The 20,614-nt window shown below is 73.9% G+C and carries 14 protein-coding genes and 1 pseudogene; 4 read left to right on the forward strand and 11 right to left on the reverse strand.

What is annotated here, in order from left to right; all coding sequences use genetic code 11:
- Positions 1-277: 277 nt before the first annotated feature.
- The 8 genes and pseudogenes from AB0L74_RS03395 to iolC all read right to left on the reverse strand — a co-directional run bounded on the left by AB0L74_RS03395 (position 278) and on the right by iolC (position 10,572).
- Entirely contained in the window at positions 278-1,078 is an 801-nt protein-coding gene (locus tag AB0L74_RS03395) for a chaplin family protein (RefSeq protein WP_365645107.1), read from the reverse strand.
- Between the two features lie 156 nt (positions 1,079-1,234).
- Positions 1,235-1,429, reverse strand: a complete 195-nt coding sequence (locus tag AB0L74_RS03400; RefSeq protein ID WP_365645109.1) for a chaplin family protein — start codon at positions 1,427-1,429, stop codon at positions 1,235-1,237.
- A 182-nt stretch (positions 1,430-1,611) separates the two neighbouring features.
- On the reverse strand, positions 1,612-3,537 hold the full coding sequence (locus AB0L74_RS03405) for an AMP-dependent synthetase/ligase (RefSeq protein WP_365645111.1): 1,926 nt from the start codon (positions 3,535-3,537) through the stop codon (positions 1,612-1,614).
- Between the two features lie 143 nt (positions 3,538-3,680).
- A complete protein-coding gene (locus AB0L74_RS03410; protein ID WP_365645113.1) occupies positions 3,681-4,613 on the reverse strand; it encodes an ABC transporter permease in 933 nt (310 codons plus the stop codon).
- The gene (locus tag AB0L74_RS03415; protein WP_365645115.1) at positions 4,610-7,258 is read right to left on the reverse strand and encodes a CocE/NonD family hydrolase; all 2,649 of its coding nucleotides are present in this window, start codon (positions 7,256-7,258) and stop codon (positions 4,610-4,612) included. Before AB0L74_RS03415 ends, AB0L74_RS03410 begins: the two co-directional genes overlap by 4 nt.
- A 299-nt stretch (positions 7,259-7,557) precedes the next feature.
- Entirely contained in the window at positions 7,558-9,060 is a 1,503-nt protein-coding gene (gene mmsA / locus AB0L74_RS03420) for a CoA-acylating methylmalonate-semialdehyde dehydrogenase (protein ID WP_365645117.1), read from the reverse strand.
- Between the two features lie 229 nt (positions 9,061-9,289).
- A pseudogene (locus AB0L74_RS03425) lies at positions 9,290-9,403 on the reverse strand (5-deoxy-glucuronate isomerase); the annotation flags it as partial.
- A 218-nt stretch (positions 9,404-9,621) separates the two neighbouring features.
- Positions 9,622-10,572, reverse strand: coding sequence for a 5-dehydro-2-deoxygluconokinase (iolC, locus tag AB0L74_RS03430; RefSeq protein ID WP_365645119.1), 951 nt, complete (start codon positions 10,570-10,572; stop codon positions 9,622-9,624).
- A gap of 412 nt (positions 10,573-10,984) precedes the next feature.
- On the opposite strand from iolC, the gene AB0L74_RS03435 reads away from it, so the two are divergent.
- Together AB0L74_RS03435 and AB0L74_RS03440 are read left to right on the forward strand one after the other, a co-directional pair.
- On the forward strand, positions 10,985-11,185 hold the full coding sequence (locus tag AB0L74_RS03435; protein WP_365645121.1) for a MerR family transcriptional regulator: 201 nt from the start codon (positions 10,985-10,987) through the stop codon (positions 11,183-11,185).
- 66 nt (positions 11,186-11,251) lie between these two features.
- A complete protein-coding gene (locus tag AB0L74_RS03440) occupies positions 11,252-11,860 on the forward strand; it encodes a GNAT family protein (protein WP_365645123.1) in 609 nt (202 codons plus the stop codon).
- Here the strand turns inward: AB0L74_RS03440 and AB0L74_RS03445 are convergent.
- The gene (locus AB0L74_RS03445; RefSeq protein WP_365645125.1) at positions 11,829-12,884 is read right to left on the reverse strand and encodes a zinc-dependent alcohol dehydrogenase family protein; all 1,056 of its coding nucleotides are present in this window, start codon (positions 12,882-12,884) and stop codon (positions 11,829-11,831) included. The two genes, AB0L74_RS03440 and AB0L74_RS03445, sit on opposite strands and share 32 nt — an antisense overlap.
- A 489-nt stretch (positions 12,885-13,373) precedes the next feature.
- On the opposite strand from AB0L74_RS03445, the gene AB0L74_RS03450 reads away from it, so the two are divergent.
- Together AB0L74_RS03450 and AB0L74_RS03455 are read left to right on the forward strand one after the other, a co-directional pair.
- Positions 13,374-13,613 carry a heavy-metal-associated domain-containing protein gene (locus AB0L74_RS03450; RefSeq protein WP_365645127.1) on the forward strand — a complete coding sequence of 80 codons (240 nt, stop codon included), beginning with the start codon at positions 13,374-13,376 and terminating at the stop codon, positions 13,611-13,613.
- 140 nt (positions 13,614-13,753) lie between these two features.
- Positions 13,754-16,012 carry a heavy metal translocating P-type ATPase gene (locus AB0L74_RS03455; RefSeq protein WP_365645129.1) on the forward strand — a complete coding sequence of 753 codons (2,259 nt, stop codon included), beginning with the start codon at positions 13,754-13,756 and terminating at the stop codon, positions 16,010-16,012.
- Positions 16,013-16,724: 712 nt separating this feature from the next.
- Here AB0L74_RS03455 and AB0L74_RS03460 read toward each other — a convergent pair.
- Both AB0L74_RS03460 and AB0L74_RS03465 read right to left on the reverse strand, forming a co-directional pair.
- Entirely contained in the window at positions 16,725-18,014 is a 1,290-nt protein-coding gene (locus AB0L74_RS03460; protein WP_044381654.1) for a citrate synthase, read from the reverse strand.
- Between the two features lie 262 nt (positions 18,015-18,276).
- Entirely contained in the window at positions 18,277-20,553 is a 2,277-nt protein-coding gene (locus AB0L74_RS03465; protein WP_365645132.1) for an ATP-dependent RecD-like DNA helicase, read from the reverse strand.
- Positions 20,554-20,614: the final 61 nt, after the last annotated feature.

Here is a 20,614-nt window from a genome sequence, read left to right on the forward strand (position 1 = left end):
CGGGGGGGGCGGCTCCGGGGAGCCGGTCCCGGGGCGCCGGGGCGCCGGAGCCGGGGCGCCGGTGGTCCACGTGGGCCGATGTCACCGGTGGGTGTCTCGCGTCGCCGTCGCGGCGAGGGACCACGGAGAACGGCGACGGCCTTCACGACCACGACGGGTCGTGAAGGCCGTCTACCGGATCGCCCCCGGGGGTGTGGCGGTGCTGCCGTCACGACCGGCGGGAGCGATCGCACCCGGCCGCGACGGGCCGGGGTCCGGTGCGTGGGGAACGGGCGTCCTACCGGTGGGACATGCCGCGCCGCCCGCGGCGGTACAGCGCCGTTCCGCCGGCGAGGAGCCCGGCGCTCGCGGCCGCGGCGGAGAGGAGCGCGCCGGCGCCGGTCTGCGGCAGCGAGGGCGGGTCCTCGCCGTCGGCGGGCGGCTCCTCGTCCGGCGTCGGGGTCTTCTCCTCGGCCGGCGGCGTCACCTTGTCGTCCACCGGCGGCGGGGTCTGCTTCGGCGTCTCGGCCGCGGGGGGCGTCTCGTCGCCGTAACCGCCACCGTAGCCGTCCTCGCCGTAACCGTCCTCGCCGTAACCGTCCTCGTCGCGGTCACCGCCGTAGCCGTCCCCGCAGACGTCGCCGAACAGCGGGTTCAGCACGCCGAACACGGCGGCCAGATCACCGCAGTCCCCGGCCGGCTCCTCGTCGGTGACCTGCACGGTGCTGCTCGTGCCGCCGGTCGACGCCTCGGCCCGGCCCTGCGTGAGGGCCGCCGGCGTCTCGTCGCCGTGTCCGGGGAGGGAGCGCTCCGGGGCCCGGTCGCCGTGTTCCGGGTCGTGGCCGTCGGAGGCTTCCTTCGGGCCGTCGGCACACGTGCCGCCGATCACCGAGCTCAGCGCGGTGGTCGCGTCGGCCGTGACGGCACAGTCGTTCTCCGGCGTGTGGTCCGGGGCCTGGACGGTGCTGCCGGACAAGGCGCCCGGCGTATTCATGGCATTGCCGTCCGCCTGCGTGTCGGCCATGGCGGAACTGCCGCACAGGGACAGAACGCTCGTCGCGGCGACGGCGAACACTCCCCTGCTCAGGGTCTGTCGCACTCTTGTTGTCTTCCTGCTGGTGGATGTGGGAGAGCCGGCCCCGGGCCCGTATGCGGGGGCCAGGGTCGGCCGTGGCGCAGCCGGGCGGCCGGTGCGGGACGACTCAGTCGTTCCGGCACATGTCGCCGTACGCCGGGTTCAGGGCGCCGACGGTGTTCACGGTGTTGCCGCCGTGGTGACCGGAATGGTGACCGGAAGGCGCGCGTGCACCGGGACCTGGGCGACGTCGCCGGACAGGAGACCCCGGGAACCGGTGGCGGCACCCTGGGCCACCGCGTCGGCGAAGGCCGGGGCGGCAGAGCCGCCCCGGGTGACGACCGTGCCGGTGACGGCTGCGGCGCTCCTCTTCATGGGCTTCCCCTTCTCTGCGGTCATGCCTGAGACGACGGCCGGAACCGCGCGAGCACGACATGGACGGCTCGCACCATGACCCGCAGGCTGCTAACGAGAAGTAGGCACCTGAGGAACCCTCACCGACGGAACAACACAGGGGATTTCACCCGAATGTCCCACAGCGCGGGGGCGCCCGGATTTCAGCGACCGGGCGCGTACAGCGCCTCTATCTCCTCGGCGTACGCCGTCACCACCGCCTGCCGCTTGACCTTGAGCGAGGGGGTCAGCAGCCCGTTCTCCTCCGTGAACTCGCCCTCGACCACGGCGAAGGCGCGGATCGACTCGGCGCGGGAGACGGCCTCGTTGGCGTGGTCGACGGCCTTTTGGACATCGGCGCGCATCCGCGGGTCCCGTATCACCTCCGACAGCGGGGTGCCGGGCGGCAGCTTGTGGACGGCCAGCCAGTGGGCGACGGCCTCCGGGTCGAGGGTGACCAGGGCGGCGACGAAGGGGCGGTTGTCGCCGACGACGACACACTGGGCGATCGGCGGGCGGCTGCGCAGGCGGTCCTCCAGGACGGCCGGGGAGACGTTCTTGCCGCCGGAGGTGACGAGGAGGTCCTTCTTGCGGCCGGTGATGGTGAGGTAGCCGTCCTCGTCGAGGCGGCCCAGGTCGCCGGTGGCGAACCAGCCGTCGTCGAGGACCGCGTCCGTGGCCTCGGGGTCGTTCCGGTAGGACCCGAAGACGATGCCGCCCCTGATGTGCACCTCGCCGTCGTCCGCGATGCGCACCGCCGTGCCGGGGACCGGGAGGCCGACCGTGCCGGGGCGCGGCGCGAGGGGCGGGACGAGGGTGGCGGCGGCGGTGGTCTCGGTCAGGCCGTAGCCCTCGTAGACGACGATTCCGGCGGCGTAGAAGAACAGGTTCAGATCGCGGTCGAGCGGGGAGCCGCCGCTGATGGCGTAGCGCGTGCGGCCGCCGAGCTCCCTGCGGATGCGGCGGTAGACCAGCAGGTCGTACAGGGCCCAGGCGGCGTACAGGCCGGGGCCGGGGCCCTTGCCGGTGCCGAGGAACTTGCGCAGACGCGCCTCGCCGAAGCGGACGGCGACGCGGTGCGCGCGGTCGAAGGAGGCGCCGCGGCCCAGCTTCTCGGCGGTGGCGCGGCCGGTGTCGTGGATCTTTTCGAAGAGGTAGGGGACGCCGACGAGGAAGGTCGGGCGGAACGACTTCAGCGCGGGGCGGAGTTCGGCGGGCTTGATGCTCGGCCAGTGGCCCAGTTCGATCCGGGCCGTCAGGCAGGCGATCTGGAGGGTGCGGCCGAGGATGTGGGCGAGGGGGAGGAAGAGGAGGGTGGAGGCCGTCCGGCCGGTCGCCGCCTGGAAGACGGGGTGGAGGAGTTCGACGGTGTTGGCGGCCTCGGCGTGCAGGTTGGCGTGGGTGAGCACACAGCCCTTGGGGCGGCCGGTGGTGCCGGAGGTGTAGCAGATGGTGGCCACGGTGTCGGGGGTCAGCGCGGTACGGCGCCGGGTGACCTCCTCGGCGGCGAGGCCCCGGCCGAGGGCGGTGAGGTCGTCGATCGCGCCCGCGTCGAGCTGCCAGGTGCGCGGCGGGCCGGGGTGGCCGGCCGTGCCGGTCAGGACGGTGGCGGTGTGCTCGGCGGTCTCGGTGACGACGTGGCGGGCGCCGGAGTCGCGGACGATCCACTCCACCTGCTCGGCGGAGGAGGTGGGGTAGACGGGGACGGTCTGGCCGCCGGCGGCCCAGATCGCGAAGTCCAGGAGGGTCCACTCGTAGCGGGTGCGGGACATCAGGGCGACCCGGCCGCCGGGTTCGAGGCCGGCGGCGATCAGCCCCTTGGCGACGGCGGTCACCTCGCGGGCGAACTCGGCCGCGGTCACCGGCTGCCAGGTGCCGGCGCGCTCCCGGCGCAGGACCACGGCGCCGGGGTCCTCGGCGGCGTTGGCGAAGGGAAGGTCGGCGGTGCTGCCGGTGAGGGCGCGGGGCACGAGGGGGGCCGTGCGGACCTCGCGCACGGTGCCGCTGCCGTCCCGGACGGTCTCGGGCCGGGCCCGCGCGGCCAGGTCGGTGCGCTGCCTCGCCCGTTTCAGGTCCTTGCGTACGCCCATGACGGCTCCCGGTCGCGGCGGTGACTGCTGCGGCGTGCTTACTTACTCCAGAGTCAACTTACTGACGCGTAGGAAAAGGTCAATGGGGCGCCCGGGGCGGGACTGTTCCGGCGCGGTGGCCGCAGGGGGGCGGGCGGGGCCGCCTAGGACACCACGTCCTTGCCGGCGAAACCCCGGAAGGCCAAGGCGAACAGCACCAGTGCGTAGGTGAGGGAGACCGCCGCTCCCTGGATCATGCCGGACCACTCCGGGCGCGGCTGGAGGGCGTCCGCCCAGGCGAACTGCCAGTGCGCGGGCAGGAAGTCGCGCCAGTGGCCGAGGGCGGTGACGGCGTCCAGCACGTTGCCGGCGATGGTGAGGCCGACCGCGCCGCCCACCGCGCCGAGCGGGGCGTCGGTCTTCGTCGACAGCCAGAACGCGAGCCCGGCGGTGACCAGCTGGGAGACGAAGAGGTACGCCACGATCACGGCCAGCCGCCGCACCGCCGTCCCCGGGTCGAGCGAGCCGCCGGTGGGGATCTCCAGGGGGCCCCAGCCGTAGGCGGCCGTGCCGACGGCCAGCGCGACCAGCGGCAGCAGCACCATCGCGGCCAGGCTGAGGCCGAGCCCGACGGCGAGCTTGGACACCAGCAGCCGGGCGCGCGGCACCGGGGCGGCCAGCAGATAGCGCAGGGAGGACCAGCTCGCCTCCGCGGCGACGGTGTCGCCGCAGAACAGGGCGACGGGGATGACCAGGAGGAATCCGGCGGAGACGAAGAAACTGACGGCGGCGAGGTTGGCGCCCGACGCGGTCGCCGTGTCCATCAGTGTCACGCGGTCGTCGGGCCCGTCCGGCTCGCCGCCGATCGCGAAGGCGACGAGCAGGACGAACGGGAGGGCCGCGAGGATCGCGCCCATGACCAGCGTGCGGCGGCGCCTCAGCTGGCGGACCAGCTCGACCCGCGGGGGCAGGGTGCGGGCCGCCCGGTAGCCGGGGGCGGCTTCGGCGAGGGCCCCTTCGGCGGCCACCGCGCCGTCCGTCGGGCCGGTGCCCGCGGCCGGGCCGGTGTGTGCGGTGCGCTCGGTGAGCGGGCTCATGCGGAGCCTCCGATCAGGGTGAGGAAGGCGTCCTCCAGGCGGCGGTGGGGGCCGACCGACTCCACCGGCACCTCCAGCCGGACGAGTTCGGCGACCAGGCGGGAGGCGGTGCCCTCGGCGCCGAGCCGGACCAGCAGCCCGTCGTCGGTGGGCACGACGGAGGCGACGCCCGGCAGGGCGGCGACCTTCTCGGCGACGGGCTCCGCCACGGGCACGCCGGTGCCGATCAGGAGCGTGTCGCCGGAACCGGTGATCTCGCCGACCGGGCCCGCCTGGACGAGCCGGCCCCGGTCCATGACGACGAGGTGGGTGCAGGACTGCTCGACCTCGGCGAGCAGGTGACTGGAGACGATCACGGTCCGCCCGGTGGCGGCGTAACGGATCATCACTTCCCGCATCTCGCGGATCTGGGGTGGGTCGAGGCCGTTGGTGGGTTCGTCGAGGATCAGCAGTTCCGGCAGGCCGAGCATGGCCTGGGCGAGGGCGAGGCGCTGGCGCATGCCCTGCGAGTAGGTGCGCACCGCGCGGGCGAGGGCGTCGCCCAGGCCGGCGATCCGCAGGGCCTCGTCCAGGTGCGCGTCCTCGGGCGGGCGGCCGGTCGCCCGCCAGTACAGCTCCAGGTTCTCCCGGCCGGAGAGGTGGGGCAGGAAGCCCGCGCCCTCCACGAAGGCGCCGACCCGCGACAGGACGGGCGCTCCGGGCCGGACGGCGTGGCCGAAGACGCGGATCTCGCCGGCGTCCGGCCGGATGAGGCCCATGAGCATGCGCAGGGTGGTCGTCTTGCCCGCGCCGTTGGGTCCCAGCAGGCCGAGCACCTGGCCTTTCTCGACGCGGAAGGACAGGTCCCGGACGGCGTAGCGGTCCGCCGAGCCCGCGTACCGCTTGCTCAGGCCGGTGATCTGGAGGGGGACGGCGGCGAGCGCGGGGTCCGGTGCGGGGGCGGCGGTGCGGCGGCGTGACGACAGCAGCAGCGCCGCCGCGGCCAGCGCGCCGGCGGCGGGCAGCCACCACACCCACGCGGGCAGCGGGGCGGCGGCGGTGGCCAGGCCGGGTGCCGTCGGGACGCTCAGGTCGCTCACCAGGGAGACGGTGTGGGCGGCCGGGGCCGTCGGGGAGGCATAGCCCAGGTCGGTGGAGGCGAGGACCAGCCGCAGCCGGTGGCCCTTCTCCACCTCGTGGTCGATGGCCGGGAGGGTGATCGTCACGTCCTCGCCGGTCCTCGCGCCCTCGACACGGACCGGCGTGACCAGCTGGGCGGGCAGGACCGGGCGGGTGCCGCCGGGGCCGACGTCGTAGAGCTTCGCGAAGAGCACGGCGTCGTCACGGGTGGAGCGCACCCGGACGGTGACGGCCGGCGATCCGGTGACGCGCAGGTCGCCGCCGAGGGGGGCCGAGTCGAACCGGGCGTACTGGCCGGGGAAGTCGAGCGAGACGCCGACGCCCAGGGAGGACAGCCGGGACAGACCGCCGGCGCCGCCGAGGCCGGGCAGGGCGGAGACGGCGGGCGGGGTGCCGCCCGGGGGGTTGTCGAAACGCTGCTCGCCGCCGGTGAGCGGGATGTCCCGCGGGCCGCCGCGCAGGCCGGGGTAGCGGTCCGCGGTCGCGCCCCTCGACTGGGCCCGCCCGTCCGTGGAGTCGACGCCTCCGGTGCGGGTGACGCGGAACGCCGGTCCCGTACGGGCGCCCTCGTCGCCTTTCAGATGGCGGTCGAACCAGGCCCGTACACGGGTGTGGACGCGGCCGGTCTCCTGGTCCCCGCCGTCGTGGCCGCCCGCGATCCAGTCGACGGCGACGGGGGCGCCGTTGGCCCGGATCGCCCGCGCCGCCTCGTCGGCCTGGCCGAGCGGGAAGAGGGAGTCGGACTGGCCCTGCACCAGCAGCGTGGGCACGTCGACTCGGTCGGCGACGGCCGAGGGGGAGCGCGCCTGGAGCAGCGCGCGTGCCTCGGCGTCCGGGGTGCCGGAGGCGGCGACCCGCTCGTACATCCGGCACAGCCGGGGCTCGAACCGGTGGCAGCCACCGCCCGAGTTGACGAAGAGACCGGCCCACAGCTTCTTGAACACGCCACCGGGGAAGAGGGCGTCGGCGAGATCCCAGTAGGTGATCGCCGGGGCGATGGCGTCCACCCGGTCGTCGTGCCCGGCGGCCAGCAGCGCGACCGCGCCGCCGTACGAGGCGCCGGCCACGCCCACGCGCGGGTCGCCCTTCGCGTCGAGTTCCACCTGGGGCTGCCCGGCCAGCCAGTCGATCAGCCGGGAGACGTCCGCGACCTCGCCGTCCGGGTCGTTCAGCCCGATCTTCCCGGTCGAGCCGCCGAAGCCGCGCGCCGACCAGGTCAGCACCGCGTACCCGTCCTCGGCCAGGCGCTCCGCCTGTGCGCGCACATCGGCCTTGCTGCCGCCGAAGCCGTGCGCCAGCAGGACCGCCGGGCGGCGGCCGGCGGGACCGGCCGTGAAGTACGAGGTGTCCAGGCGCACCCCGTCGGCCACGGCCATGACCCGGTCGGCGCGGTGCACCGGGGGCGCGTCGTCGGAGGCGACGGCCGTCCATGTACCGGCACCGGCGAGGACGGCCACGGCGGCCACGGCGGCGAGCAGCCGCCGGGGCCCGCGCGGCCCCCGCAGTCCGGGCAGTCGAAGATCCATGCGTCCACGGTACGGGCCGCCACCGACAACCGGGGCGGCCCCTGAGCCGAACCTCCGCCCCTCCCGCGGGAGTACGGCACCCGGCCGCGTACCGCGACGGCGGTAGGCGGCGGTAGGCGGCGGCGCGCGCCGGGGGCCGGGCCCCGCTCGGGCGCGGGCTCCTTCGGGACGCCGGGACTCCGGGACTGCGAACCCGCAAAACCCCGGGTCCCCGGGACCCCGGGACCCCGGGACCCCGGGATCGACACCAGCCCGGCGGGGGTCGCGGCGCGGCCCCGGGGCCGGGGCGCCGGGCGGGCTCAGTGGTTGCGCGGGAAGCCCAGGTCCACGCCGGCCGGAGCGTCGGCCGGGTCCGGCCAGCGGGTGGTGACGACCTTGCCGCGGGTGTAGAAGCGCGTGCCGTCGTTGCCGTAGATGTGGTGGTCGCCGAAGAGCGAGTCCTTCCAGCCGCCGAAGGAGTGGTAGCCGACGGGGACCGGGATCGGCACGTTGACGCCGACCATGCCGGCCTCGGCCTCCAGCTGGAAGCGGCGGGCCGCGCCGCCGTCCCGGGTGAAGATCGCGGTGCCGTTGCCGAACGGTGAGGCGTTGATGAGGGCCACGCCCTCCTCGTAGGTCCCGGCGCGCAGCACGCACAGCACCGGGCCGAAGATCTCGTCCCGGTACGCCGTGGCCGTGGTCGGCACCCGGTCCAGCAGCGAGATGCCGATCCAGTGGCCGTCCTCGTAGCCGTCGACGGTGAACCCGGTGCCGTCCAGGACGACTTCGCAGCCCTCGGCCGCCGCGTTCCGCACGTAGGAGGCGACCTTGTCGCGGTGCGCCCGGGTGATCAGCGGGCCCATCTCGGAGGCCGGGTCGTCGCCCGGACCGATCTTGATCTTCTCGGCGCGCTCGCGGATCTTCTCCACCAGCTCGTCGCCGATCGAGCCGACCGCGACGACCGCGGAGATCGCCATGCAGCGCTCGCCCGCGGAGCCGTAGGCCGCCGAGACGGCCGCGTCCGCCGCCGCGTCCAGGTCGGCGTCCGGCAGGACCAGCATGTGGTTCTTGGCGCCGCCCAGGGCCTGCACCCGCTTGCCGTTGGCGGAGGCGGTGGTGTGGATGTGGCGGGCGATCGGGGTGGACCCGACGAAGGAGACGGCCTTGACGTCCGGGTGCTCCAGGAGGCGGTCCACGGCCACCTTGTCGCCGTGCACGACGTTGAAGACGCCGTCCGGCAGACCGGCCTCGGACAGCAGTTCCGCGAGGCGTACGGAGGCCGACGGGTCCTTCTCGCTGGGCTTCAGCACGAAGGTGTTGCCGCAGGCGATGGCGAGCGGGAACATCCACATCGGCACCATGGCCGGGAAGTTGAACGGCGTGATGCCGGCGACGACCCCGAGCGGCTGCCGGATCGCGGCCACGTCGACACGGCTGGCGACCTGCGTCGACAGCTCGCCCTTCAGCTGCACGTTGATGCCGCAGGCCAGGTCGACGATCTCCAGGCCGCGCGCCACCTCGCCGAGCGCGTCGGAGTGCACCTTGCCGTGCTCGGCGGTGATCAGGGCGGCGATCTCGTCGCGGTGCGCGTCCAGCAGCGCGCGGAACCGGAACAGGACCGTCGTCCGCTGGGCCAGGGACGACTGGCCCCAGGAGACGAAGGCCTCCTTGGCGGCGGCGACCGCCGCGTCCACCTCCTCGGCGGAGGCGAAGGCGACCTTCGTGGTGACCGCGCCGGTCGCCGGGTCGGTCACCGGCCCATAGGTGCCCGAGGCGCCTTCGACGGTCTTTCCGCCGATCCAGTGGTTGACGATGTTCGTCATGACCGAGAACTCCTTCACACAGGGCGGCGTCGGGTCCAGACGTGCCGTTCGTACAGCTCACGGGCCGTGACCGGCGACGGCCGGGTCGCGGTCGCGGCCTGAGTCCATCCCATCAGGCCCGGGGCGGGGACGCGCCCGACACAGTGTCGGGCGTTTCGGTCTCCGCGTAGACAGGAGACACACCGGGACGGCGCCCGCCTCCGGGGTCCGGCGGCCGGCCCCGTGTGCGTGGCACCTCCGGCGCGGGGCCGTAGCGGGCGGGGAGTCGACGCTCGCTCTTCGCTCCTGCCAGGGCGAAGCGGTCTCCCGCGCCGGAGGCGATCGGTGTCCGGGCGCCGCGGGGCGCGGGCCCTCGCCCGGTGAACGGCGCGGACGGCGCGAACGGCGCCTCCTGGTCCGGCGATCGGACGGTGAGGGTGGCGCGCCCGCGGCGCCGCGCTGCCTGCACCGTACAAGCACCACCGGGGTTCAGGTGGCCGCATGGCGGCAGAAACAGCGGGGACGGCAGGGACAGAGGGGCGAGGGGCAGGGACAGGGACAGGCACGGCGGGGGCATCGGTCTCACCGCACGGCCCCGGCGGCGAGCGCCGCCGCCACCTCGTCGAGGGTGGGCATCGCGGAGGAGCATTCCAGACGGGAGGCGACGATGGCACCGGCCGCGTTGGCGTGCCGCATGGTCCGCTCCAGGTCCCAGCCTGCGAGCAGGCCGTGGCAGAGCGAGCCGCCGAAGGCGTCACCGGCGCCGAGGCCGTTGAGGACCGTCACCGGCAGCGGGGGCACCTCGGCCGAGGTGCCGTCCCGGGCCACGGCCAGGACCCCCTTAGGGCCCTGTTTGACGACGGCGAGTTCCACGCCGGCGGCCAGGAGCGCGCGGGCGGCGGCGTGCGGTTCGCGGACGCCGGTGGCGATCTCCACCTCGTCGAGGTTGCCGACGGCGACGGTGGTGTGGCGCAGGGCCTCCCCGTAGAAGGGGCGGGCGGCGTCGGGGTCGGACCAGAACACGGGGCGCCAGTCGAGATCGAAGACCGTCGGCCCGGCCTTGGCGCGGTGGGCCAGGGCGGCCAGGGTCGCCGTGCGGCTGGGCTCCTCGCTCAGTCCGGTACCGGTCACCCAGAACAGCCGGGCGGCGCGGACGGCGTCGAGGTCGAGCTCGCGGGCGTCGATCTCCAGGTCGGGGGCCTTGGGCTGCCGGTAGAAGTACAGCGGGAAGTCGTCCGGCGGGAAGACCTCGCAGAAGGTGACGGGCGTCGGCAGCCCGGGGACCGAGGTGACCCAGCGGTCGTCGACGCCGAAGCCGCGCAGCGCCTCGTGGAGGTAGGCGCCGAACGGGTCGTCGCCGGTGCGGGTGATCACCGCCGTACGGCGCCCGAGGCGGGCGGCGGCGACCGCCACGTTGGCCGCCGAGCCGCCGAGGAACTTGCCGAAGGACGTGACCCGCGACAGCGGGACGCCCGCTTGCAGCGGGTAGAGGTCCACTCCGATCCGCCCCATGGTGATCAGGTCGTACGTCATCGTGACCCCTTCGTCGCGGCTCGCCCCGGTTTTCTAGTCCTGCCCGCCGGGGCGGCCCGTCATCTGTCCGGGCGGGGGAACGGCCGGGATGGGGCAGGGGTGGGGCGGGGCGGATCGCCCGCGCCGCGGCACGGCGAGGGGGCTGGGAAAAGCACGGGCGACCCGACGTTGTCAACTCGGCGCGCCCCGGCGCGGGCTGGCGTCATTGCGGTACTTCTGTCACGAAGTCCCCGTTCGTGTCACGCATGTCGCGGGCGTGCGGGTCTTCCGTCACGCCCGCGCACGGGCCCTGCCCGGCCGGCGCCCGCCCTCGTTCACCGGTCACTGGCTTGGTCATCATCAGCGCGTGCCCGGCTCCCGAGGGACGGTCGTCCCCGGCCGCCGCCGCGGTGCGCGCGGGGAGGTGCACGACATGGCCGATCGACGGCTCTGGACCTACAAGGACATCGCGGCCCACATCCGGGTGCAGCCGGACACCGTGCGCTCCTACCGCAAACACGGCCTGCTGCCGCCGCCCGACCACGTGGAGGGCGGCAAGCCGTACTGGTACGCCGACACGGTCCGGGCCTGGGTCGCCTCCCGCCCGGGCAACCGCCCCCGGGGAGCGGGCTGAACCCATCGCGGGCCCCGCCCCGGACCCCGCCGCGGGCCCCGCCACCGGCTGCGGCATGGTCGTCGTATGGACTTCACCGTCAAGCCGGTCCTGACCGGCGGGAAAGCCGTGCTGCGGCCGTTCACCGAGGCCGACGCGGACGTCATGCACGAGATCCTGCGCGACCCGGAGGTCATCCGCTTCACGTTCGAGCCGTCGACCGAGCTGACCCTGGAACATCTGCGCTCCTGGTACGGCTCCCGCGCCGGAGCGCCCGACCGGCTCGACCTCGCCGTCACCGACCGCGTCACCGGCGAGCTCCTCGGCGAGGTCGTCCTGTACGAGTGGGACCCCGCCGCCCGCGCCTGCGCCTTCCGCACCCTCCTCGGCCCCCGGGGCCGCGGGCGCGGCATCGGCACCGAGGCGACCCGGCTGATCGTCGGCCACGGGTTCGAGCGACTGGGCCTGCACCGCATCGCCCTGGAGCTCTACGGCCACAACCACCGGGCCCGGCGGGTGTACGAGAAGGCGGGCTTCGTGGTGGAGGGCGTACGGCGCGAGGCGGCCTGGCGCGACGGTGCGTGGGTCGACGAGGTCCTCATGGCGGTCCTCGACCACGAGTGGGCCGCCCACCGGGGGCGTCCCGGGGACAGTACCGGGGTGGTCAGTCCCGGGGCCGGCTCCACGGTTCGATGACCGTCATCCCCGCCCCGGGGGCCGTCCCCAGCGCGGCCAGGGCGGCGGGGGCCGCGTCCAGCGGGAGGGTGGAGGTGACCAGCAGCTCCGGCCGCAGCGCGCCGGAGCGGACCAGCTCCAGCATCGGCGGATAGGTGTGCGCGGCCATGCCGTGGCTGCCGAGCAGTTCGAGCTCCAGGGCTATCACGCGGGCCATCGGGACGGGCGTGGTGCCGGACGCCGAGGGCAGCAGGCCGACCTGGACGTGGCGGCCCCGGTGGCGCAGGCCGTCGACGGAGGCGGCGCAGGTCGCCGGGGAGCCGAGCGCGTCGAGGGAGAGGTGGGCGCCGCCGCCGGTGAGCTCGCGGACCGCCGCCGCCGTGTCCTCGGTCCGGGCGGCGTCCACGCACCGTGCCGCCCCGAAGGTCCGCGCCAGTTCCAGCGCCGCCGGTGACACGTCGACGGCGACGACCCGCGCGCCCGAGGCCGCCGCGATCATCACCGCCGACAGGCCCACCCCGCCGCACCCGTGCACCGCGACCCATTCCCCCGCCGCCACCCGGCCCTGCCGCACCACCGCCCGGAACGCGGTGGCGAACCGGCAGCCGAGCGAGGCCGCCGTCGCGAAGGACATGTCCTCGGGGACGGCGACGAGGTTCACGTCGGCGTGGTCCAGGGCGACGTACTCGGCGAAGGAGCCCCAGTGCGTGAAGCCGGGCTGTGTCTGCCGTTCGCACACCTGCTGGTCGCCCGCCGCGCACGCCGCGCAGGTGCCGCAGGCGCAGACGAAGGGCACGGTGACCCGGTCGCCGGGGCGCCAGGCGGTGACCCGCTCGCCCACCGCCTCGACGACACCGGCGAGTTCGTGGCCGGGCACGTGCGGCAGGGTGATATCGGGATCGTGGCCCTGCCAGCCGTGCCAGTCGCTGCGGCACAGCCCGGTGGCCTCGACGCGCACCACGACCCCGTGCGGGGCGGGCCGGGGGTCGGCCACCTCCCGGACCCCGGCCGGCTCCCCGTACCGCTCGAACACCACCGCTCGCACGCGCGTCCCGTCCTTCCCGGCCGATCCGCCCGGACCCTCCGAACCCGCCCGGCCTCGGGTGCCACGCTATCCACGGCCATCGCGGCCCCCCGCCGCACCCCCCACACCGCGGGGCCCGCTCCGCGCGGTGGCGCACCGGGGCCGGAGCGACCGGAGGAGCCGGGCAGAGCCGGAGCGACCGGAGGAGCCGGGCAGAGCCGGTGGTGCCGGAGGAGCCTCCTCCGGCATGCCGCCCCGCGGTGAACGACGTCCATACCCCCTAGGGGTACAGTGGAGGATGTGGGATCCCACCGTGGGTCGCACCGGCCCCTCGGGGCGCGTCCCACGGCCCGGCCTGCCCCGGGCGCCGCCTGCGCGGCACGGCTCTCGCGGCCCGCCGCCCCGGTGGCACACCGCCTCACCGGCCCGCCGCCCCCGTGGCACGCGGCCGCGTGGGCACCCGTCCAGGGACAGCAGCCCCGTACCCAAACCCCGACGAGGAGATGCGACATGACCGCCCAGACCGACACCCCGGGTTCCGTCACCACCGTCTACAAGGTGAGCGGAATGAGCTGCGGACACTGCGAGGGCGCCGTCTCCGGCGAGATCTCCGCGATCCCCGGCGTCAGCTCGGTGCGGGCCGTGGCCTCCACCGGTGAGGTCACCGTCGTCTCCGCGGCCCCGCTCGACGAGGCGGCCGTGCGCGCGGCCGTCGACGAGGCGGGCTTCGAGCTCGTCGGCACCGTCTGAGGCACCGCCGCCGCACCCGGCAGAACCCGCCGCACCCGGCCGAGCCCGCCGGGCCGGGCCGCCCGCCGCCTCCCCCGGCGCCGCGCGGCCCGGCCCGGCGCCGCCCGGAGCCCCGACCCGTCGCCGCCTGGAGTCCCGAGATGACCAGCACCACCGCCCGTACGCCCCAGGACACCGCGCCGGAGCTCTCGGAGGCCGAGCTGCTCATCGGCGGAATGACCTGCGCGTCCTGCGCGGCCCGCGTGGAGAAGAAGCTCAACCGCATGGACGGCGTCACCGCCACGGTGAACTACGCGACGGAGAAGGCCCGGATCACCTTCCCCGCCGGCACCGAGGTCGCCGACCTGATCGCGACCGTGGTGAAGACCGGTTACACGGCACGCGAACCCGAACCCCCGCGGCGGGAGACGCCCACCACGGCCGGGGACGGGGCGGACGACCCGGAGCTGGCGTCCCTGCGCCGGCGACTGGCCGTCTCCGCCCTGCTCGCCGCCCCCGTCGTCCTGCTCGCGATGGTCCCGGCGCTCCAGTTCGACAACTGGCAGTGGCTCTCGCTGACCCTCGCCGCGCCCGTCGTCGTCTGGGGCGGTCTGCCCTTCCACCGCGCCGCCTGGACCAATCTGCGGCACGGCGCGGCGACCATGGACACGCTGGTCTCCCTGGGCACGCTGGCCGCGTTCGGCTGGTCGCTGTGGGCGCTGTTCCTCGGCGAGGCGGGCATGCCGGGCATGCGGCACGGCTTCGACCTCACCGTCTCCCGCGCGGACGGCGCCTCGACGATCTACCTGGAGGTCGCCGCCGGGGTCACCGCCTTCCTGCTCCTCGGCCGCTTCCTGGAGGCCCGCTCCAAGCGGCGCGCCGGTGCCGCGCTGCGGGCGCTGATGGAACTCGGCGCCAAGGACGTGGCCGTGCTCCGGGACGGGCGCGAGGTGCGGATCCCGGTGGACCGGCTGGCCGTCGGCGACCGGTTCGTCGTCCGCCCCGGCGAGAAGATCGCCACGGACGGCACCGTCGTGGAGGGCTCCTCCGCGGTCGACGCCGCCCTGCTGACCGGCGAGTCCGCCCCGGTGGACGTGGTGCCGGGCGACCCGGTCACCGGCGCCACGGTCAACGCCGGCGGGCGGCTGGTCGTCGAGGCCACCCGGGTCGGCGCCGACACGCGGCTCGCGCGGATGGCGAAGCTGGTGGAGGACGCGCAGAGCGGGAAGGCCGAGGTGCAGCGCCTCGCGGACCGCGTCTCCGGGATCTTCGTCCCGGCCGTGCTGCTGATCGCCGCCGCCACCTTCGGCGGCTGGCTGGGCACCACCGGCGACACGGCCGCCGCGTTCACCGCGGCCGTCGCGGTACTGATCATCGCCTGCCCGTGCGCGCTGGGCCTGGCCACGCCGACCGCGCTGATGGTCGGCACCGGGCGCGGGGCGCAGCTCGGCATCCTCATCAAGGGCCCGGAGGTCCTGGAGTCCACGCGCCGCGTCGACACCGTCGTCCTGGACAAGACCGGCACCGTGACCACCGGCCGCATGATCCTCCAGGAGGTGTACGCCGCCGAGGGCACCGACGAGAAGGAGCTCCTGCGGCTCGCGGGCGCCGTCGAGGACGCCTCCGAGCACCCGGTGGGCCGGGCGATCGCCGCCGCTGCCGCGGAGCGGGTCGGCCCGCTGCCCGCCGCGCGGGACTTCGTGAACGTGCCCGGGCGCGGCGTCCGCGCGCGCGTGGAGGGCCGTGAGGTGGCCGTGGGGCGCCTGGCCGAGCACACCGGTCCCCTCTCGCGGGAGACGGCGCGCGCCAGGGAGAAGGCCGAGCGGGAGGGCCGTACGGCCGTCGTGGTCGGCTGGGACGGGGTGGCGCGCGGGGTGGTCGCCGTCGCCGACGCGGTGAAGGACACCAGCGCCGAGGCGGTGCGCGAGCTGCGCGCGCTCGGCCTGACGCCGGTGCTGCTGACCGGGGACAACCGGGCGGTGGCGGAGGCGGTGGCCCGCGCCGTGGGGATCGACCAGGTGATCGCGGAGGTGCTGCCCGAGGACAAGGTCGCCGCCGTACGGCGGCTCCAGGGCGAGGGGCGGACGGTCGCCATGGTCGGCGACGGGGTGAACGACGCCGCCGCGCTGGCCGCCGCCGACCTGGGCCTGGCGATGGGCACGGGCACGGACGCGGCGATCGAGGCGGGCGACCTGACGCTGGTGCGCGGGGACCTGCGGGTGGCCGCGGACGCGATCCGGCTGGCCCGCGCGACGCTGGGCACGATCAAGGGAAACCTGGTCTGGGCCTTCGGCTACAACGTGGCGGCGCTGCCGCTGGCCGCCGCCGGACTGCTGAGCCCGATGATCGCCGGAGCGGCGATGGCCCTCTCCTCCGTGTTCGTCGTCACGAACAGCCTGCGCCTTCGGGCCTTTCACTGAACCGCCGCCTCACATAAGCTCTTCACAAGGCTCGCGCATCATCCTTACGATCGCGCCTCGATCGACGTATCGGGGCTCTTGCGCATCTAAAGGACATATGCAAGAGACGCAGATCACAGTGACGCGAACGTAACCATCGAAGGGGTTCGAAGGTCTAAGTTGGCGATGTCAGGCAGCGTCTTGGGGGGCGCTTCCTGGCATCTGAGGATGTCTTGGGGGACTTCCTCAGTTGGGGGTACCTCCGGCTCGAGCGACATCGAGAGCCCGGAGGAGCGTTGCCGGGGCACGTACACCGGGAAGCTTTGAGCGGCCCTCCCGGGCGTGCGCTGTCCCGGCAGACCGCACACTGCGACTGCACGAGCGCGGCGGGTTCCGCCCGCCGCGCCCACACAGCGATTCAGGCGCTGTCCTCACAGGCGCCCGGCCGGATCCCGTGGGGGGAATCCGCACCGGGACATGAGAAGGCGCCCTGGTCGCCGGCCCGTGGGGGGACCGGCGTGCCGGGGCGCCTTCTGCCGTTCCAGGACCCGTGGGGCGGGGCGGGCCCGCACGCGCGACGGGCGGCGCCGCACCCGCCCGTCCGGCCCGCACACACGACGGGCCCGCGCAGCCGGCCGTCAGCCCGCACGCGCGGCATGCGACAGGCCCCGCACCGGCGGTCCGGATACGGGGCCCGTGGCCCAGGCCCAGGGCCCGGGAAGAGGGACGAACCTCAGCGCTCCTCGACCGGCACGAAGTCACGCTCGACCACGCCGGTGTAGATCTGGCGCGGACGGCCGATGCGGGAACCCGGCTCCTTGATCATCTCGTGCCACTGGGCGATCCAGCCCGGCAGGCGGCCGAGGGCGAACAGGACCGTGAACATCTCGGTCGGGAAGCCCATGGCCCGGTAGATCAGGCCGGTGTAGAAGTCGACGTTCGGGTAGAGGCTGCGCGAGACGAAGTAGTCGTCGGAGAGCGCGTGCTCCTCCAGCTTCAGGGCGATGTCGAGCAGCTCGTCGGACTTGCCGAGAGCGGACAGGACGTCGTGCGCCGCGGCCTTGATGATCTTGGCGCGCGGGTCGAAGTTCTTGTAGACCCGGTGGCCGAAGCCCATCAGTCGGACGCCGTCCTCCTTGTTCTTCACCTTGCGGATGAAGGAGTCGACGTCGCCGCCGGCGTCGCGGATGCCCTCCAGCATCTCCAGCACCGACTGGTTGGCGCCGCCGTGCAGCGGACCCCACAGGGCGTTGATGCCGGCCGAGATGGAGGCGAACATGTTCGCCTGCGAGGAGCCGACCAGGCGGACCGTGGAGGTCGAACAGTTCTGCTCGTGGTCCGCGTGCAGGATCAGCAGCTTGTCCAGCGCCGAGACCACGATCGGGTCGAGCTCGTACTCCTGGGCCGGGACCGAGAAGGTCATGCGCAGGAAGTTCTCTACGTAGCTCAGGTCGTTGCGCGGGTAGACGAACGGGTGGCCGATCGACTTCTTGTAGGCGTACGCCGCGATCGTCGGGAGCTTGGCGAGCAGGCGGATCGTGGAGAGGTTGCGCTGCGTCTCGTCGAACGGGTTGTGGCTGTCCTGGTAGAAGGTGGACAGCGCCGAGACGACCGACGACAGCATGGCCATCGGGTGGGCGTCGCGCGGGAACCCCTTGTAGAAGTTCTTGACGTCCTCGTGCAGCAGGGTGTGCTGCGTGATGTCGTTCTGGAACGCGGTGAGCTGGTCGACGGTCGGCAGCTCGCCGTTGATCAGCAGGTAGGCCACCTCAAGGAAGGTGGAGCGCTCGGCGAGCTGCTCGATCGGGTAGCCGCGGTACCGGAGGATGCCCGCCTCGCCGTCCAGGTAGGTGATGGCGGATTTATAGGCGGCGGTGTTGCCGTACCCGCTGTCCAGCGTCACCAGACCGGTCTGGGCGCGCAGCTTGCCGATGTCGAAGCCCTTGTCGCCGACGGTGCTGTCGATCACCGGGTAGGTGTACTCGCTGCCGTCGTACCGCAGTACTACAGAGTTGTCGCTCACGTCTTCCCTCACCGACGTAGTGCCTCATCTTCGAGGTGCCCTGACTGTCTCTACCATCCCCCACTTGGCTCAGGAGAGTGCACTCGGGGTCGACCATCGGGCCTATTGACGGCACTCAGTGCCGTCAACTTGCTCATCCTGCCCCTTGTGTTCCCCTTCCGGAAGTGGCTTGTGACCTTCACGACTCGTTTGATCGATCATTTTTACCCGGAGGCCGGTGCGGGGCCGGTACGGGGACCGGTGAAGGGCGCCGCGGCGGGCCTCAGGGGCCCGCGAGGCGGAAGTCGAGCGCCGTGCAGCGCCGGCCCGCCGACACCGTGCGCACCGCCTGGCCGATCGCCCGGCGCGACCCGACGAGGACCACCAGCCTCTTGGCGCGGGTGACCGCCGTGTAGAGCAGATTGCGCTGGAGCATCATCCAGGCGCCCGTGGTCACCGGGATCACGACGGCCGGATACTCGCTGCCCTGGGAGCGGTGGATGGTGACCGCGTAGGCGTGGGCCAGTTCGTCCAGTTCGTCGAATTCGTACGGGACCTCCTCGTCCTCGTCGGTCAGCACCGTCAGGCGCTGGTCGACCGGGTCGAGCGAGGTGACCACGCCCACGGTGCCGTTGAAGACGCCGTTCTTCCCTTTCTCATAATTGTTGCGGATCTGGGTCACCTTGTCGCCGACGCGGAAGACCCGGCCGCCGAACCGCTTCTCGGGCACCTCGGGACGGCCGGGGGTGATGGCCTGCTGGAGGAGGCCGTTGAGGGTGCCCGCCCCGGCCGGACCCCGGTGCATGGGGGCCAGCACCTGGACGTCCCGGCGCGGGTCCAGGCCGAACCGGGCGGGGATGCGGCGGGCGGCGACGTCGACCGTGAGCCGGCCGGCCTCCTCGGTGTCGTCCTCGACGAAGAGGAAGAAGTCCTTCATGCCGTCGGTGACCGGGTGCTGCCCGGCGTTGATCCGGTGGGCGTTGGTGACCACGCCCGACTGCTGGGCCTGGCGGAACACGCGCGTCAGCCGCACGGCCGGGATCGGGCTGCCGTCGGCGAGCAGATCGCGCAGCACCTCCCCGGCGCCGACGCTGGGCAACTGGTCCACGTCCCCGACGAAGAGCAGGTGGGCGCCGGGCGGGACCGCCTTGACCAGCTTGTTGGCGAGCAGCAGGTCCAGCATGGACGCCTCGTCGACCACGACCAGATCGGCGTCGAGCGGGCGGTCCCGGTCGTAGGCGGCGTCGCCGCCGGGCTTCAGTTCCAGCAGGCGGTGGACGGTGGACGCCTCGGCGCCGGTCAGCTCGGCCAGGCGCTTGGCGGCCCGGCCGGTGGGCGCGGCGAGCACCACCTTGGCCTTCTTCGCGCGGGCCAGCTCCACGATCGAGCGGACCGTGAAGGACTTGCCGCAGCCGGGGCCGCCGGTCAGCACGGCGACCTTCTCGGTCAGCGCCAGCTTGACGGCCGCCTCCTGCTCCGGGGCCAGGTCGGCGCCGGTACGGCCCTTCAGCCAGGTCAGCGCCTTGTCCCACGCCACCTCCCGGAAGCCGGGCATCCGGTCCTCGCCGGTGCGCAGCAGGCGCAGCAGCTGGGCGGCGAGGGAGAGCTCGGCCCGGTGGAAGGGGACGAGGTAGACGGCCGTGACCGGGTCCCCGCCGTCGCCGTCCGGGCCGGGCACCTTCTCGCGCACGACACCCGGGTCGCCGCCGTCCTCGGGCGGCTCGGCCAGCTGGGCGAGGCACTCGATGACCAGGCCGGTGTCGACCTGGAGCAGCTTGACCGCGTCGGCGATCAGGCGCTCCTCGGGCAGATAGCAGTTGCCCTGGTCGGCGGATTGCGACAGCGCGTACTGAAGGCCCGCCTTGACGCGTTCGGGGCTGTCGTGCGGGATGCCGACGGACTGAGCGATCTTGTCGGCGGTGAGGAAGCCGATGCCCCAGACGTCGGCCGCGAGCCGGTAGGGCTGGTTCTTCACCACGGAGATGGAGGCGTCGCCGTACTTCTTGTAGATCCGTACGGCGATCGACGTCGACACCTCGACGGTCTGGAGGAAGAGCATGACCTCCTTGATCGCCTTCTGCTCCTCCCAGGCGTCGGCGATCCGCTTGGTCCGCTTGGGGCCGAGCCCCGGCACCTCGATGAGCCGCTTGGGCTCCTCCTCGATGATCCTGAGCGTGTCCAGCCCGAAGTGCTGCGTGATGCGGTCGGCGAAGACCGGTCCGATGCCCTTGACCAGGCCGGAGCCGAGGTAACGCCGGATGCCCTGGACGGTGGCCGGCAGCACGGTCGTGTAGTTCTCGACGTGGAACTGCTTGCCGTACTGCGGGTGCGACCCCCAGCGCCCCTCCATGCGCAGGGACTCCCCGACCTGGGCGCCGAGCAGCGCGCCGACGACCGTGAGCAGGTCACCGGCGCCCCTGCCGGTGTCGACCCGGGCGACCGTGTAGCCGTTCTCCTCGTTGGCGTACGTGATGCGCTCCAGGACGCCTTCGAGGACGGCGAGGCGCCGTTCGCCGCTCCCCGTGCTTCCCGCCTGGGTGCTTCCCGCCTGGTTGGACATGATCCGACGGTACCGCCCGGCACCGACAGGCCGTCCGGGCGCCGGTGGTCCCGGCCGCCGG

Source organism: Streptomyces sp. NPDC052020, assembly GCF_040680575.1.
Lineage (GTDB): Bacteria > Actinomycetota > Actinomycetes > Streptomycetales > Streptomycetaceae > Streptomyces.